This is a genomic window from Pseudomonas sp. Pseusp16 (assembly GCF_047324915.1).
In the GTDB taxonomy this organism is placed as follows: domain Bacteria; phylum Pseudomonadota; class Gammaproteobacteria; order Pseudomonadales; family Pseudomonadaceae; genus Aquipseudomonas; species Aquipseudomonas fluorescens_CD.
In genome coordinates this window covers 985,278-1,001,295 of sequence record NZ_CP168522.1, presented here as the reverse complement: position 1 = coordinate 1,001,295, position 16,018 = coordinate 985,278, and the positions used below count along the sequence as shown (strand labels likewise).

Annotated in this window: 13 protein-coding genes; 9 read left to right on the top strand and 4 right to left on the bottom strand. The window is 61.4% G+C overall.

Going from position 1 to position 16,018, the window contains the following annotated elements:
• Positions 1-62: 62 nt before the first annotated feature.
• Both ACEN8Q_RS04405 and ACEN8Q_RS04400 read left to right on the top strand, forming a co-directional pair.
• Complete coding sequence (locus ACEN8Q_RS04405; protein ID WP_413427793.1) at positions 63-1,871, top strand: monovalent cation:proton antiporter-2 (CPA2) family protein; 1,809 nt, start codon at positions 63-65, stop codon at positions 1,869-1,871.
• A 160-nt stretch (positions 1,872-2,031) separates the two neighbouring features.
• Complete coding sequence (locus tag ACEN8Q_RS04400; RefSeq protein WP_413704606.1) at positions 2,032-3,129, top strand: DNA alkylation repair protein; 1,098 nt, start codon at positions 2,032-2,034, stop codon at positions 3,127-3,129.
• A gap of 105 nt (positions 3,130-3,234) precedes the next feature.
• Here ACEN8Q_RS04400 and ACEN8Q_RS04395 read toward each other — a convergent pair whose 3' ends face one another.
• Complete coding sequence (locus ACEN8Q_RS04395; RefSeq protein ID WP_413427791.1) at positions 3,235-4,137, bottom strand: LysR family transcriptional regulator; 903 nt, start codon at positions 4,135-4,137, stop codon at positions 3,235-3,237.
• A 132-nt stretch (positions 4,138-4,269) separates the two neighbouring features.
• Between ACEN8Q_RS04395 and ACEN8Q_RS04390 the strand changes: the two genes are divergently transcribed.
• The gene (locus tag ACEN8Q_RS04390) at positions 4,270-5,916 is read left to right on the top strand and encodes a GMC family oxidoreductase (RefSeq protein WP_413427790.1); all 1,647 of its coding nucleotides are present in this window, start codon (positions 4,270-4,272) and stop codon (positions 5,914-5,916) included.
• A 215-nt stretch (positions 5,917-6,131) separates the two neighbouring features.
• Positions 6,132-7,754, top strand: coding sequence for an MFS transporter (locus tag ACEN8Q_RS04385; protein ID WP_413427789.1), 1,623 nt, complete (start codon positions 6,132-6,134; stop codon positions 7,752-7,754).
• Between the two features lie 95 nt (positions 7,755-7,849).
• Here the strand turns inward: ACEN8Q_RS04385 and ACEN8Q_RS04380 are convergent, their stop codons facing one another.
• Positions 7,850-8,218, bottom strand: coding sequence for a DUF427 domain-containing protein (locus ACEN8Q_RS04380; RefSeq protein WP_413428778.1), 369 nt, complete (start codon positions 8,216-8,218; stop codon positions 7,850-7,852).
• Between the two features lie 269 nt (positions 8,219-8,487).
• Here ACEN8Q_RS04380 and ACEN8Q_RS04375 point away from each other — a divergent pair, with 269 nt between their 5' ends.
• From ACEN8Q_RS04375 to ACEN8Q_RS04365, 3 genes are all read left to right on the top strand, one after another.
• Entirely contained in the window at positions 8,488-10,437 is a 1,950-nt protein-coding gene (locus ACEN8Q_RS04375) for a DNA topoisomerase III (RefSeq protein ID WP_413428777.1), read from the top strand.
• Between the two features lie 64 nt (positions 10,438-10,501).
• Positions 10,502-11,005 (top strand): GNAT family N-acetyltransferase, encoded by a 504-nt coding sequence (locus ACEN8Q_RS04370; protein WP_413428776.1) that lies wholly within the window; start codon positions 10,502-10,504, stop codon positions 11,003-11,005.
• A gap of 523 nt (positions 11,006-11,528) precedes the next feature.
• Positions 11,529-11,858, top strand: a complete 330-nt coding sequence (locus ACEN8Q_RS04365; RefSeq protein ID WP_413428775.1) for a hypothetical protein — start codon at positions 11,529-11,531, stop codon at positions 11,856-11,858.
• A gap of 199 nt (positions 11,859-12,057) precedes the next feature.
• Here ACEN8Q_RS04365 and cynR read toward each other — a convergent pair whose 3' ends face one another.
• Positions 12,058-12,939 carry a transcriptional regulator CynR gene (cynR, locus tag ACEN8Q_RS04360; RefSeq protein WP_413428774.1) on the bottom strand — a complete coding sequence of 294 codons (882 nt, stop codon included), beginning with the start codon at positions 12,937-12,939 and terminating at the stop codon, positions 12,058-12,060.
• Between the two features lie 123 nt (positions 12,940-13,062).
• Between cynR and cynS the strand changes: the two genes are divergently transcribed.
• The gene (gene cynS / locus ACEN8Q_RS04355) at positions 13,063-13,530 is read left to right on the top strand and encodes a cyanase (protein WP_007971791.1); all 468 of its coding nucleotides are present in this window, start codon (positions 13,063-13,065) and stop codon (positions 13,528-13,530) included.
• Positions 13,531-13,591: 61 nt separating this feature from the next.
• Positions 13,592-14,251: a carbonic anhydrase gene (locus ACEN8Q_RS04350; RefSeq protein WP_413428773.1), complete on the top strand. Its 660-nt coding sequence runs from the start codon at positions 13,592-13,594 to the stop codon at positions 14,249-14,251.
• 61 nt (positions 14,252-14,312) lie between these two features.
• Here the strand turns inward: ACEN8Q_RS04350 and ACEN8Q_RS04345 are convergent, their stop codons facing one another.
• A complete protein-coding gene (locus ACEN8Q_RS04345; protein WP_413704605.1) occupies positions 14,313-15,815 on the bottom strand; it encodes an aldehyde dehydrogenase family protein in 1,503 nt (500 codons plus the stop codon).
• Positions 15,816-16,018: the final 203 nt, after the last annotated feature.

The window sequence follows — 16,018 nt, the reverse complement described above, 5'->3', positions numbered from 1 at the left end:
ACGTCGAAGGGCTCAGCCTTTATTCTTGTCTTCCCCGTTGTACCGAGTTCTGGAGTTTTCTCATGCCCCATGAAGGCAACCTGCTACAAGCCGCTGTCGTGTTCCTGTTGGCGGCCGTGCTCATCGTTCCGTTGGCCAAGCGCCTGCAACTGGGGGCGGTCCTGGGTTATCTGTTTGCCGGTGTGATCATCGGCCCATCGGTGCTGGGCCTGATCGACAACCCGCAAAGCGTCGCGCACATTTCCGAACTCGGCGTGGTGTTGCTGCTGTTCATCATCGGCCTGGAGCTGTCGCCACGACGCTTGTGGGTCATGCGTAAATCAGTGTTCGGCGTGGGTCTGGCGCAAGTGTTGCTGACCGGCTCGGTGATTGGCGCGGTGGCGCTGTGGATCTTCGGCCAGCCATTGAACACCGCGATCGTCCTGGGCCTGGGCCTGGCGCTGTCGTCCACGGCATTCGGCCTGCAAAGCCTGGCTGAACGCAAGGAACTGACCAGCCCCCACGGGCGGCTGGCGTTCGCGATTCTGTTGTTCCAGGACATCGCTGCAATCCCGTTGATCGCCATGGTGCCGTTGCTGGCCGGCGGCGATCAGCCCACCACTGCCGGCGAAGACCTGAACCATGGCCTGCAAGTGCTGGTCAGCATCGCCGTGGTGGTGATCGGCGGGCGCTATCTGCTGCGGCCGGTGTTTCGCATAGTGACCAAAACCGCGTTGCCGGAGGTCTCCACCGCCACGGCGTTGCTGGTGGTGATCGGCACCGCATGGCTGATGGAACTGGCCGGTATTTCCATGGCCCTGGGCGCATTCCTCGCCGGCCTGCTGCTGGCGGACTCCGAGTATCGCCATGAACTGGAAGCCCAGATCGAACCGTTCAAGGGCCTGTTGCTCGGGCTGTTTTTCATCAGCGTCGGCATGGGCGCGAACCTGAGCCTGTTGCTGAGCATGCCGGTCGCGGTGCTGGGCCTGACCCTGTTGCTGATCGCGATCAAACTGCCGCTGCTGTTTGTCGTCGGTCGACTGGCCGGCGGCTTGAAGAAGGTCAGTGCGATCCGCCTGGGTATCGTGTTGGCGGCCGGTGGTGAATTTGCCTTCGTAGTGTTCAAGATCGGTCGCGATCACGGGCTGTTCGCGGCAGAACTGTATGACTTGCTGGTGTTGACCATCACCTTGTCCATGGCTGTGACGCCGTTGTTGCTACTGGTTTGCGCACGGCTGGTCAGCCCGAAAGTGCAACCGGTGGAAGTGCCGGAGAAGTTCCGCGAAATCGACACCGACGCACCACGGGTGGTGATCGCCGGCATGGGCCGCATGGGCCAGATCGTTGCGCGGATCCTGCGCGCACAGAACATCAAGTTCGTGGCCCTCGACACCTCGGTGGAAACCATCGAGCTGTCCCGCAGCTTTGGTGGTGTGCCGGTGTTCTACGGCGACCCGATGCGCCCGGAGATCCTCAGCGCGGCCAAGGTCGGGGAAGCCGAGTTTTTCGTAATCGCCACCGACGACCCGGACACCAACATCAAGACCGCCGAGCTGGTGCACAAGCTCTACCCGCATATGAAAATCATCGCCCGCGCCCGCAACCGTCAGCATGTGCACCGGCTGATGGACGTCGGCGCTCATGCCGTGCGCGAAACCTTTCATTCGAGCCTGGAAATGAGCCGCAAAACCCTGATCGGGTTGGGATTGACCCAGGCCCAGGCGGATGCGCGGATCAAGCGCTTCAAGCAGCACGACGAAGAGGTGCTCGAGGCCCAGCATGCGGTGTATGACGACGCCGCGAAAGTGATGCAGACGGCAAAGGAAGCGCGAGTCGAACTGGCGAAGTTGTTTGAGTCGGATCAGCTGCAGGAGCAGGTGGGCACAAAATGAGGTGGATTTGAGGGCCCCTTCGCGAGCAAGCCCGCTCCCACATTGGATCTTGGGTGCTCACAAATATTGAGCCTGACAGAGCCCCCTTGTGGGAGCGGGCTTGCTCGCGAAGAACGATAACGCGGTGTGATGGAATAACCACAATTTCAAAGGAACCAGCATGGCTGACCAACCTGCCCCCGCCCTCAAAGAAATCTTCAACACCGAACGCCTCAGGCACATCGCCTCCGAGATGACCGCGGTCTATCCCGCATTCGAGGCCAGGCGCTTCCTGAAGCTGGCCCAAACCGGCCTCGCAGACCTCAGCGTCATGCAGCGCATGGCCCGGGTCAGCGAATGCCTGCACGCCGTGCTGCCCCTGGACTACGAAGCGTCACTCAAGGTGCTGCGCGCCCTCGCCCCGCGCCTCAACAGCGGCTTCGTCAGCATGTGCCTGCCGCACTATGTCGCCACTTATGGCGCCCATGCGTTCGAGGTGTCGATGGACGCCCTGAGGTACTTCACCGCCTTCGGCTCCTCGGAATTCGCGATCCGCCATTTTCTGCGCAGCGACCTCGAGCGTTCGCTCAAGCTGATGCACGCCTGGTCGCTGGATGACAACGAGCATGTGCGGCGCCTGGCCAGTGAAGGCTGCCGGCCACGCCTGCCCTGGTCATTCCGGCTGGAGCCGGTTCAGGCCGATCCGCAACTCGCCGCGAAAATCCTCGACAACCTCAAGGCCGACACGAGCCTGTACGTGCGCAAATCCGTGGCCAATCACCTCAACGACATCACCAAGGATCATCCCGAATGGGTGCTGGACCTGATCGAAGGCTGGTCACTGGACAACAGGCACACCGCATGGATCGCCAAACACGCCCTGCGCAGCCTGATCAAACAGGGCAACCAGCGGGCACTGGCGATCATCGGCGCGGGCGGCAAGCCTGAAGTCGAGATCGTCGATGTGAAAGTCGAACCGCCGGTGATTGGCCTGGGAGAAAAGATCACCCTGTCGTTTGCCGTCAAATCCACCGTTGAAAGCAGTCAGCGCCTGGTGATCGACTACGCCATCGATTACGTCAAGGCCAATGGCAGCACCTCGGCGAAGGTATTCAAGCTCAAGGCCCTGACGCTGCCCGGCAACGCCAGCGAAGCCGTCAGCCGGGGTCAGCACATCAAGGAACTCACCACCCGCCGGCATTACGCGGGGCGCCATGCGGTGCACATCATGGTCAATGGCGAAAGGCTGGCCAGCACGGCGTTCGAGATTCTTGCTTAAACCATAAGATCTATTTTGGATGTGCCGCCGCCTTCGCGAGCAAGCCCGCTCCCACAGGAGGACGCATTCCAATGTGGGAGCGGGCTTGCTCGCGAAGGCGTCCGTTCAAGCACCCTGGGAGTTTGACCCTAGCAGTAATGCCTGCTCCCGCTCACACAACTCCACCACATAATCCCAAAGCACCCGCAGCCGCACCGATTTGTGCAATTCGCGGCGGGTGCTGATCCAGTAGCTGCGCTGGATGCTTTCGTCCGGCAGCAGCGGCACCAGGTCCGGGTCGGCACTGGCCATGTAGCACGGCAGCACCGCGATACCCAGGCCCGAGCGCGCAGCCTGCTGCTGGGCAATCACGCTGGTACTGTGAAACACCACCTGCGGGTTGCGGCAGAAGCTGTTGAGGAACATCAGCTCCTGGCTGAACAGCAAGTCATCGACGTAGCCGATCCAGGCGTGGCGCCCCAGGTCTTCGCGACTGCGCAACGGCGGCGAACGGTCGAGATAGTCCTGGCTGGCGTAGAGCGCCAGGCGATAATCGGTGAGCTTGCGCGTGACCAGCATGTCGGCGGCCGGGCGCTCAAGGTGGATGCTGATTTCCGCCTCGCGGTTGAGGATGCTGACAAAACGCGGCACCGCCACCAGCTCCACTTCCAGCCCCGGATAGCGCTCGAACAAGCCGTTCATGCGACTGGCGAGGAACATGATGCCCAGGCCTTCGGTCACCCCGACGCGGATCTTGCCCAACGGCGCGGTGGATTGGGTGATTTCCTCCTGGGCCAGCAGCGCCACGTTCTCCATCGCTTCGGCGTGTTTAAGCAATGCCTCGCCAGCCGGGGTCATCTCATATCCCTGGGCATGCTGAACGAACAACGCCGTGCCGAGGCTCTTTTCGATGGCCTCGATGTGCCGCGCCACGGTGGCATGGGTGGTGTTCAGGCGGCGGGCGGCCGTGAGCAAACGCCCGCTGCGCTGCAATTCGAGAAAAAACCGCAGGTCATTCCAGTCGAACATGAATCGTCCTTGTTCGTTGCCGTTCGGGATGCTGTTTAAAAACGCACAGCGGCTGCGCAAAAACTAACATTCTTTTGACGAAAGCTAACAACTAGGATGACAGACAACAAGAACAACAAAACGAGGTCAGGGATGCAGACTTCCCTTGATGAGTTCGATTACATCGTGGTCGGGGCCGGGCCGGCCGGGTGTCTGCTGGCCAATCGACTGTCGGCCAATGCGCAACATCGCGTGCTGCTGCTCGAGGCTGGCGGCCGCGATAACTATGCGTGGATACACATCCCCGTGGGCTACCTGTACTGCATCGGCAACCCGCGCACCGACTGGTGCTTCAAGACCGAAGCGCAACCTGGCCTGCAAGGTCGCGCCCTGAGCTATCCGCGCGGCAAGGTGCTGGGGGGCTGCTCCTCCATCAACGGCATGATCTACATGCGCGGCCAGGCCGCTGACTACGATCGCTGGGCCGCCGACGGCAACCCCGGCTGGAGCTGGCAAGACGTGTTGCCGCTGTTCAAGCAGAGCGAAAACCACTTTGCCGGCGCCGCCGAATTCCACGGCGCCGCGGGCGAATGGCGAGTCGAACGCCAGCGCCTGTCGTGGCCGATTCTCGACGCCTTCCGCAGTGCCGCCGAACAAAGCGGCATCGCCAGTATCGATGACTTCAACCAGGGCGACAACGAAGGTTGCGGCTACTTCCAGGTCAATCAGAAGGCCGGCGTCCGCTGGAACGCGGCCAAGGCTTTTCTCAAGCCGGTGCGCCAGCGTCCCAATCTCACCGTACTGACCGGGGTCGAAGTCGACCGCGTGCTGCTGGACAATGGCCGCGCCTCGGCGGTCAGCGCCCGCTGGCAAGGCCAGGCGAAAACCTTCAAGGCCCGCAAGGAGATCGTCCTCTGTGCCGGCTCGGTCGGTTCGCCAGGCATCCTGCAGCGTTCCGGTATCGGCCCGCGTCCGCTGCTGGAGCGGCTGGGCATCGGCGTCACCCATGAGCTAACCGGTGTCGGTGGCAATTTGCAGGATCACCTGCAACTGCGGCTGATCTACAAGCTGGAAAATGCCCGCACCCTGAACCAGATTGCCGGCAGCCTGTGGGGCAAGCTGGGCATGGGCCTGCGCTACCTGTATGACCGCAGCGGCCCGCTGTCCATGGCGCCGAGCCAGTTGGGCGCCTTTGCCCGCTCGGGGCCGGAACAGACTTCGGCCAACCTCGAGTATCACGTACAACCGCTGTCGCTGGAGCGCTTTGGCGAACCGCTGCATGCGTTCCCGGCGTTCACCGCCTCGGTCTGTGATTTGCGCCCGCAAAGCCGTGGCCGGGTAGACATCCGCTCGGCCAACCCGCAGGACGCACCACTGATCCAGCCCAACTACCTCAGCCACCCGCAAGACCTGCGGGTGGCCGCCGACGCCATTCGCCTGACCCGGCGCATCGTCAGCGCGCCGGCCCTGCGCCCCTTCAACCCGGTGGAATACCTGCCCGGCGACAGCCTGCAAAGCGAAGAACAACTGCACGAAGCCGCCGCGCGGATCGGCACCACGATTTTCCACCCGGTGGGCACCTGCCGCATGGGCAACGACGCCGACGCCGTGGTCGATGCGCAACTCAAGGTCCATGGCATCCCCGGCCTGCGCATTGCCGATGCCTCGATCATGCCGCGCATCACCTCGGGCAACACCTGCTCGCCGACGCTGATGATTGCCGAGAAGGCTGCACAATTGATCCTCAACCCCGCCACAAGGAGCATCACACCGACAATGGAACTGATCGCACACCCCTGAATCCTTACGCCCCCCCTGTAGGAGCGAGCTTGCTCGTGATGAACCTGAGAGCGCACGTGGGTGTCAGGTTTACAGCGTTATCGTTGACGACCATCGCGAGCAGGCTCGCTCCTACAGGTAGCGGATACACCTGATACATCGCAGTAGCGGCACCCGCCCACAAGGCCGGCGCCGACAGTGGAACAACAAAAACAATCACTGTGAGGGATACCGGTATGTCAGAACACGTTCAATCCCTGGAAGCCGTGCGTAGCGCGGGGACCAGTCAGGAAACCCAGAAAGTCATCTTCGCCTCGTCCCTCGGGACGGTCTTCGAGTGGTACGACTTTTTCCTCTATGGCGCCCTCGCGGCGGTGATCAGCAAGCAGTTTTTTGCCGGGGTCAACGACACCACGGCGTTCATCTTTGCGCTGATGGCCTTCGCCGCCGGCTTCATCGTGCGGCCGTTCGGCGCGTTGGTGTTCGGTCGATTGGGGGACATGATCGGACGCAAGTACACCTTTCTCGCCACCATCGTCCTCATGGGCCTGGCGACGTTCTGTGTCGGGCTGCTGCCGACCTACGCCAGCATCGGCATCGCCGCGCCGATCATCCTGGTGGTGTTGCGCATGCTCCAGGGCCTGGCCCTGGGCGGTGAATACGGCGGCGCCGCGACTTATGTCGCCGAGCACGCGCCCATCGGCAAGCGTGGCTTCCACACCAGCTGGATTCAATCCACCGCGACCCTGGGCCTGCTGCTCTCGCTGCTGGTGGTGCTGGGCTGCCGCTACTTCACCGGCGATCAGTTCGAAGTCTGGGGCTGGCGCATTCCGTTCCTGTTTTCCATCGTGCTGCTGGGCATCTCGACCTGGATTCGCCTGAGCCTGCACGAATCGCCGGCCTTCGTGAAAATGAAAGAGGAAGGCAAGCTGTGCAAACAGCCGATTCGCGACTCCTTCGGCAAGTGGGAAAACCTCAAAGTGGTGCTGATCGCCCTGTTCAGCATCAATGCCGGGCAAGCGGTGACCTTCTACGCCGCGCAATTTTACGTGCTGTTTTTCCTCACCCAGTTCCTGAAAATGGACCCGGCGGTGGCCAACGGCTTGCTGATTGTCAGCGTGACCATCGGCGCCCCCTTCTTCATTTTCTTTGGCTGGCTGTCGGACAAGGTCGGGCGTAAACCGGTGCTGATGATCGGCCTGCTGCTGGCCACCGCGCTGTACTTCCCGATCTTCAAGACCCTGGCCCACTACGCCAACCCGGCCATCGACCAGGCCAGCCGCCAGGCACCGATCACCGTGATGGCCGACCCGGCCACCTGCACCTTCCAGTTCGACCCGGTGGGCAAGGCGAAATTCGACAGCCCGTGCGACAAGGTCAAGACCTTCCTGGTCAAGCAGGGCTTGCCGTACAGCAGTGCTGTCGCACCGGCCGGCAGTGGCGTGCAGGTGAGCGTCGGTGACGTGAAGATCGATGGTTTCGACGAAGCCGCCCTGCGCGGTGCCGTGACCCTCGCCGGTTACCCGCAACAGGCGGACATGCAGCAGATCAACAAGCCGATGATAGTCGCGCTGATCGTTGCGCTGATCATCATCTCCGCGATGTGCTACGGCCCGCTGGCGGCGTTGATGGTCGAACTGTTCCCGACCCGCATCCGCTACACCTCGATGTCCCTGCCCTACCACATCGGCAACGGCTGGTTCGGCGGGTTCCTCCCGACGGTGTCGTTCGCGTTGGTGGTATACACCGGGGACATCTTCTACGGGCTGTGGTATCCGGTGGTGATCACCGGGGTGAGCCTGGTGGTGGGGATGATTTTCCTGCGTGAGACCCGTAACGTGGATCTCGACAAAAACTGAGACTAGCCAGTAACAACCTGAGGGGGGGAGCGAGCTTGCTCGCTCCCACAGGAGGCCAGTAGATCGTGGCTTCTTTGTCGCAGCGAAAACGACAATCACTCGTCGAGTTCGATGACCTCGAATTTCACTTGATCCGGATAGAAAGCCATGTACTCCTGAATCTGCCTGACGGAGACCTTGGGATTCTCGTAGCTCCACACCGCGTTGGCGCCCTCATGACCCGGGACCTGCAAATTGAAATAACTGGCATCACCCTTGTACGGGCAATAACTGGTGTGATCAGTGCGGGCGAAATACTTCTCGTCGATGTCCTCTCGCGGCACGTAGTACACCGGCGGGTAATTGGCCTCCAGCAACACCAGCGCGCGCGAGGATGCGGCCACCTGGATTCCGTGGAACTTCACCAAAAGACAGCCGGGCTGCTCGGCGATGGTGATGACAGGACTAGGACCGGAGCTTTTCATGGAATACGTTCCTCATGACGGTGATGGACCTGCAAATCAATGTGGGAGCGTGACTTGCCCGCGATGGGCTGCGCAGCAACCCCAAAACCTGAGACCACGATTTATCAGGTATAACCCAAGTTTCACCCATGCAACTGCTTCGCAGCCGAACGGGAGCAAGGCAGTCGTCGCGACACACAAAACTGTACATCCATACAGATAAAGATTGCCCGATCGTCCATCAACCGCCATTCTGTGCACCTCTGGCACATAGATCGACGATGGTGGTTATGCGGCTGTACCTCTGTGAAAAACCTTCCCAGGCCAAAGACATTGCGGCGGTCCTCGGCGCTAAACGCCGGGGCGATGGCTGCTGGCTGGGAACAGACGTCACGGTGACCTGGTGCATCGGCCACCTGCTGGAAACCGCACCGCCGGATGCCTACGACGCACGCTACAAGCGCTGGGTGCTGGCCGACCTGCCGATCATTCCGGAAAAGTGGAAAATGACCGTCAAGCCGCGCACCGCCAGCCAGTACAAGGCGGTCAAGCGCCTGCTCGGTGAAGCTTCCGAACTGATCATTGCCACGGACGCCGACCGCGAGGGCGAGATGATCGCCCGGGAACTGGTGGAGCATTGCCGCTATCGCGGACCGATCCGCCGCCTCTGGTTGTCGGCGCTGGACGATGCGTCAATCCGCAAGGCCCTCGCGGCACTTAAACCGGGGAACGAAACCTTCAGCCTCTATCACTCGGCCCTGGGGCGTTCCCGGGCCGACTGGCTGATCGGCATGAACATGAGCCGGCTGTTCACCCTGCTGGGGCGCCAGTCCGGCTATCAAGGCGTGTTGCCGGTCGGCCGGGTGCAAACGCCGACCTTGCGCCTGGTGGTGGATCGCGATCGCAGCATCGCCGACTTTGTGCCCGTCCCCTATTGGGCCATCGATGTGCAGCTGCTGCACAATGGCACCGCGTTCACGGCGCAATGGCGCGCGGCATCCGCGGTTTGTGACGATCAGGACCGCTGCCTGAATCAGGCGCTGGCACAACAAGCGGCGGCCGCCATGAGTGGCGCGGCCAGTGCGCGGGTGATCAAGCTGCGCACCGAGCGGATGCGCGAAGTGGCCCCGCTGCCGTTCGATCTGGGCACCCTGCAGGAGGTCTGTTCGAAGAAGCTCGGCCTCGGCGCCCAGGAAACCCTGGACATCGCCCAGGCGCTGTACGAGACCTACAAAGTCATCACCTATCCGCGCAGTGATTGCGGCTACCTGCCCCTCAGTCAGCACAGCGAGGCACCGGCCATCCTGGCTGCATTGCGCCAGGCCGATCCGGCGTTGAACGCCTTGCACGATCACCTCGATCCGCAACGGCGCTCACGGGCCTGGAACGATGCCAAGGTCAGCGCTCACCACGGCATCATCCCCACCGCTGCGGCGAAGAACCTCGACAAGCTGGCGGGCAAGCAGCGTGCGGTCTACACCCTGATCCGCGCCCGCTATCTGGCGCAGTTCCTGCCCAATCACGAATACGACCGCACCCAGGCCGACTTCGATTGTGCCGGCGAAGCCCTGCGCGCAGTGGGCAAGCAGATCATCGAGCCGGGTTGGAAACGCGCCCTGCCCGAAGCGCTGGCGCCGGCCAGGGGCCGCGAAGCTCCTGCGCCGCAGACACTGCCCAACCTGGCCGAAGGCATCGATTGCGCAGTGGCCGGCGTGCAACTCAAGGACCTCTGGACGCAACCGCCGAAGCCGTTTACCGAAGGCGACCTGATCAAGGCCATGAAGAATGTCGCCAAACTGGTGGAAGACCCGCTGCTCAAGCAAAAGCTCAAGGACACCACCGGCATCGGCACCGAAGCGACCCGCGCGTCGATCATCCAGGGCCTGCTCGACCGTGGTTATCTGGTCAAGAACGGCAAGGCCCTGGCCGCTACACCGGCCGCGTTCAGCCTGATCGACGCCGTGCCCCGGGCCATCGCCGATCCGGGCACCACGGCGATCTGGGAACAGGCCCTGGACATGGTGCAAAGCGGGGAAATGAGCCTGGAAGAGTTCGTCACCAAACAGGCGGCGTGGATGAGCAAACAGGTCAGTCGCTGCTCCGGGCTGAGCCTGACCATCAGCGGTCCACCGCCCGCCGGGCGCGCCGCAGCCCCATGGAAAAAGAAACGCAAGAGCACCCAGCGCAAGCCGGGCGGCACCCAACGCAGGGCAAAACCGGCCGGCAAAACTCAAACCTGACACAGAACCCTGTGGCGCCGGTCATAATCAACCCTGTCCCGTGATCTGTCAGGAGCCGCTTCACATGTCTTCGATAGAACTGCACGCCGCCCAGCGCGATGAGCTGGAAACCATCGAAAACCTGATGCAGTTCTATACCTACGATTTCAGCGAATGGTTACCGCTGAAACTGGGTGACTACGGTTTCTTCAACATCCAGCCGATGTCGGACTACTGGCGAAACCCGGCCACCCGCCCCTTCCTGATCAAGGTCGACGCAGAACTGGCCGGCTTCGTGACCGTGGATAACCAGACCCATCTACCCGGCGCCGAATACAACATCGGTTATCTGTTCGTCAGCCGACGCTTTCGTGGCCAGGGTGCCGCCCGGTTTGTCGTGTCCACCCTCTTGAGTCAATTCCCCGGTCAATGGCAGATTTTCCATATCGAGGCCAATCAGCCGGCACGGCTGTTCTGGGCAGCCGTCATGCCAGGGCTCGACATTGGCGGGCTCACCTTGCATCAGCAGGTGGTTGACCGCCATCCCTGCACTTTTTACCGCTTTCAGTGTCCGCCCCAGTCGCCCTGACCGGCACACACTCGACTCCCCGTGCTAATTCCCAACGGCTTTGTAGGACAATATGTAGTGACTAAAAATAATCACTACAAAACCGTTGACGCCTCCGATTTGCCCTTGCATGATGCAGACGTCTCCCCGATCGGGAGTACAGGCAACACGTTTGAGCAAGCTCGTCTGACCGCCGAGCTGTTTTTCCCGGATACACGCTGCCCACAAGGCAGATTGAAGAAGCTGACCTGGCCTGAACGTCCAGTACAAGGGCGAGAAGTCTTGGCGAGCAATCCTCATGAAGCTTGTGGTCGACCCTGAAAACGTCGGCAGTGGCCTTAAGGTTTTCGCCGCTTCTCTTCGTTGTGACGCTATTGCGTAGCAGTTATTCAACACGACTACATGCAACAGACGCAGGACCCCGCCCGATAAGGCGGTCGAACGCTGACGTCCTGGTTTCGGTGCCAGGGATCAACTAACCGATGGGCTACCTGTATTAGCGAATCAACTTTGAAAGATCACCAATTGGTCAAGGGGCTTTATGATGAATCTGAACAATCAACCAACTATCGATGAACTGGCTCGTATGTTCGCGGCAAAAAAAGACAGCCACGACAGCCATATTCTCTGGATCAGCAAGTGTGGCCAGGTGCATATCGACTGCCTGTCGCCGCACGCCCATGAAGCAGAGTTCGACCAGAACAACCAGAACCTGCTCGCCCGACTGAAGATGTACCGTCGCGGCCAGGGCTATGTCGGCAAGAAAGCCGCAGCCGACAAGGACTTCATCGGTAGTGTTCTGCAAACTCTGAAACAGGCCTGGGCCTCGATGCAGAATCAGAACGAAGTTCGGGTGATTGACCGGTTCTACTGATTGAAATGAGTCATTACTGACTTATAAATAAAAAGGCCTGCTCCCAAAAAGAGCAGGCCTTTTTTTCGTCCAGGACACGCCCTCTTGTAGGAGCTGGCTTGCCAGCGATAGTCGTTAACGATAACGCGTGTAACCCGGATAAAAGCGGCGCACTTGAGTCCATCGCCGGCAAGCCGGCTCCTACAGGGTTTAGTCGTCGTTAGGAAAAATCAGCCCCCAACACCAGATCCACAAACGCCAGTGACGCCGCACTGTGGTAGTTGTTCTTGCGCCGAAGCAACGCGGCCCCGCGCTCAGGTGCTGCGCCCAGCATCGACAGTTTGCGCAATGCCCGATCCTGCGTGGCGATGGGTTCCGGCAGGATGGTGGCGATGGAGGAATGCCGGATGACTTCCAGCAGCGTGTTGACCGAGTTCACTTCAATCGCCACTTTGGGCGTGATCTGCACCTGAGCGAAATACTCGTCGATGCACGTACGGGTGATGTAGTCCGGGGTCAGCAGCGCAAACTCAAGCTGAGCCACCTCTGCAGCAGACAACGGGTCCTGATGTTCGTAAAGCGGATGATCGCGCCCGACCATCAACCCCAGGGTTTCGGTAAAGGCCGGGATCGATTCGATGTCGGTGCTTCTCACCTGATCGAACGCAATCGCGATATCCAGCGAATCATCCGCCAGCCCGGCCTCGATCCCGTCCATCGACAACTCGAAAATCTCCAGGTGGATGTTCGGGTAACGCGCCACGTAGTCGCGCACCAGCGGCCCTACCAGATAGGCCATGAAGGTCGGCGTCATGGCCAGGCGCAAGGTCCCGCGGGACAAATCCTTCACGTCGTGCAACGCACGCTTGCCCGCTTCCAGCTCCACCAATACCCGCCGCGCGCATTCAATGTAAGCCTGGCCGGCATCGGTCGGCTTGACCGTGCGCGAGGTGCGGTCGAACAGGCTCACGCCCAGGGAGTCTTCCAGTTGGCGGATCTGCTGCGACAAGGTCGGCTGGGACACATGCAGCACTTCGGCAGCGCGCGTGAAACCACCGTGGTCGGCCACCGCCAGCAGGTAACGCAAATGTCGAAGCAACATGGGATTCTCCATCTATAGGCAGTACTTATGGCTAGCATTGTATATCGGTCTTGGACGCTATGGATGGATCGGCAGAAGATGGCCCCACACCCAAGCAACATCCCTTCCGATAGGAGAATCACCATGCAACAGTCCCATGCCTACAACGACCCAAGCCTGGCCCTGACCACTTCTGTCCTTGACGCCAAGGCGCGCAAAAACCTGTCGTGGCAGGACCTGGCCGACGGCACCGGATTGAGCCTGGCCTACGTCACCGCCGCCCTGCTCGGTCAACATCCGCTGCCGGAAAGCGCGGCCAAAGTAGTCGGCGACAAACTTGAACTGGACGCCGACGCCGTGGCCCGGCTGCAGATCATCCCGCTGCGCGGCAGCCTCTCGGGTGTGCCGACCGACCCGACCATCTACCGCTTCTACGAAATGATCCAGATCTACGGCACCACCCTCAAAGCCCTGGTTCATGAGCAGTTCGGCGACGGCATCATCAGCGCGATCAACTTCAAGCTCGACATGAAAAAAGTAGAAGACCCGGAAGGCGGCTCCCGCGCAGTCATCACCCTCGACGGCAAGTTCCTGCCCCTGCGTCCTTTCTAAGTTGATAGCGGCCCGCACGCCCCGTGCGGGCCGAACCCTGCCCAGCCATGAGGAAGCGATCATGCAAGCGCTCATCGACGGTTTCTTGAAGTTCCAGAAAGAAGCCTTTCCGCAACGCACCGACCTGTTCAAACACCTGGCCACCACCCAACATCCAGGCACGCTGTTCATCACCTGTTCCGACAGCCGTGTCGTGCCGGAACTGCTGACCCAGCAAGAGCCCGGTGAACTGTTCGTGATCCGTAACGCCGGCAACATCGTGCCGTCCTACAGCCCGCATCCGGGTGGTGTGTCGGCCACGGTCGAATATGCCGTCGCTGTGCTCGGCGTGACCGATATCGTGATTTGCGGCCATTCGGACTGCGGTGCCATGACGGCGGTGGCCAAGTGCAAATGCATGGACCACCTGCCCGCCGTCAGCGGCTGGCTGCAACACGCCGAGTCGGCGAAAGTGATCAACGAAGCCCGGCCACACGCCAGTGAAGCGGCCAAGGTCAGTTCGATGGTTCGGGAAAACGTCATCGCCCAACTGGCCAACATCCAGACACACCCGAGCGTGCGACTGGCCCAGGAAAAAGGCCTGTTGAACCTGCATGGCTGGGTGTACGACATCGAGACCGGTTCGATCGACGCGCTGGATGCCGACAGCCGAAGCTTCCTGTCGCTGGTCGAATACCCAGGCACTTGTGCCGTATCGGCCAAAGTGATCAAGGCCGCTTGATCAGCGCCGCCGATCGTTGAAGAAAGTGACCGCCCTTGCAGCGGTCACTGATTGTTCCGGCTCAGCGTTTGACGCCCAGGTCGATCTGGGTCATGCGGCTACGAATGGTGAACACACCATCGCCCGAGAGAATCGCACTGCGAGCAAACAGGCGCCCGCTCTCCCAGTTCGAAAGACCCAGTTCCGGCTTGTTCAACGCGTACTGGCCGTCGACCCAACGAGTGATGCCATTACCGACAAAAGGCGCGTTGACCGCGTTGTAGAAGTGTTCCTGCGCCTCTGCACTTTCACTGATCAATGACACCGTGAATTGCGGGCTGTAGCGGTTGAACAAGGCAATGGCGCTGTCCAGGTCATCAACGATTTTCAGGCTGACTTCCGGGGTTTCCTCCCACTCCCATTCACGACCCAATTGAGCTTCCGGCAACGGTTCGGCCTGCGCCTCGGTCTGATAGCCTTCGGCGCGGTACACCTTGACCGTTGCCGCCAGCCAGTCTGGCGGCAGGTACGACTCGCAGCCTTCAACGATGTGCAGCTTGCAACCCTGGCCCCGTGCGGTGCCGGCCTGCTTGAGTGCATCGAGGAACAGCGGCACCAGTTCAGCGGCGCGGTCGCGGTGAATCAGGCAGACGTTCAGGGTGTTGCAGACCTTGCGGTCCAGGGAGTTGCGCACCACCGCGGCAAAGCGCTGGGCGTCGGCATCGGCATGGGCGATCAGCCAGGCGCCACCGGTGCCGTGCAGGCTGACCGCCGTGCCGGCCTGCTGCGCGATGCTGCCCAACTGGCTGACGGCGCGACCCGAACCGCGGGCCACCGCCAATGACAGGCGCCGGTCCGCGAACATCGCCCAACCGGCGGCGTGGTTGACACTTTCCACCAGCGACACGGCACCGGCCGGCAGGCCGGCATCGCTCAGCGCTGGGTTCAGCGCATGGGTGACGATCGCCTGGGCCGTGCCCAACGCATCACTGCCGATGCGCAGCACAGCGGTGTTGCCGGTGCGCAACACACCGGCGGCATCGGCAAACACATTCGGCCGGCCTTCGAAGACGAACGCGACTATGCCCAACGGCGAGACCACTTGCTCGACTTTCCAGCCATCGTGCTCCACACAGCTGATCACCTTGCCACGGCTGGCCGCTGCATCACGCCAGGCGCGCAGGCCGGCGATCATGTCGCGACGCATGCGCTCATCGGCGAGCAACCGGGTGGTCGAGCGACCGCGCGCCTTGGCCCGTTCGATGTCGGCCAGGTTGGCGGCTTCGATCAACGCCCAGCATTCAGGGGTTTCCAGGCGCTGGGCAAACAGGTCGAAGAAGGCGCTGATCGCTTGATCAGACACGGCCGACAGCGCGGTAAACGCCGCTTCGGCACGCTCGATCGCGACGCTGGCCGCTTGCTGGTCCGCCACCGGGATCAGCAGCAACTCGCCGCTGACCTGCTCCACCAGCAGGTGGTCACCGGGCTGGAAGCGCTGCGCCAGTTCGGGGCTGACGACAGTGACACGATTACCGGCGAAAGGGATGGGCGTGCCAGCGACTAGACGTTCGAGCGCAAGAGACATGAAGCGGTTACACCATGCAATGGGCGGCCGGAAAATGTATAGCAAATTCCCTGTAGGAGCGAGCCTGCTCGCGATAGCGGAGTGTCAGGCAGCATCCATTTGACTGACCTGGCGCTATTCGCGAGCAAGCCCGCTCCCACCCTGGTTGTGCACTGGATGAAAAATCCCGTGGTTACGTATCTCAATGTATACAGCCCCGCCCC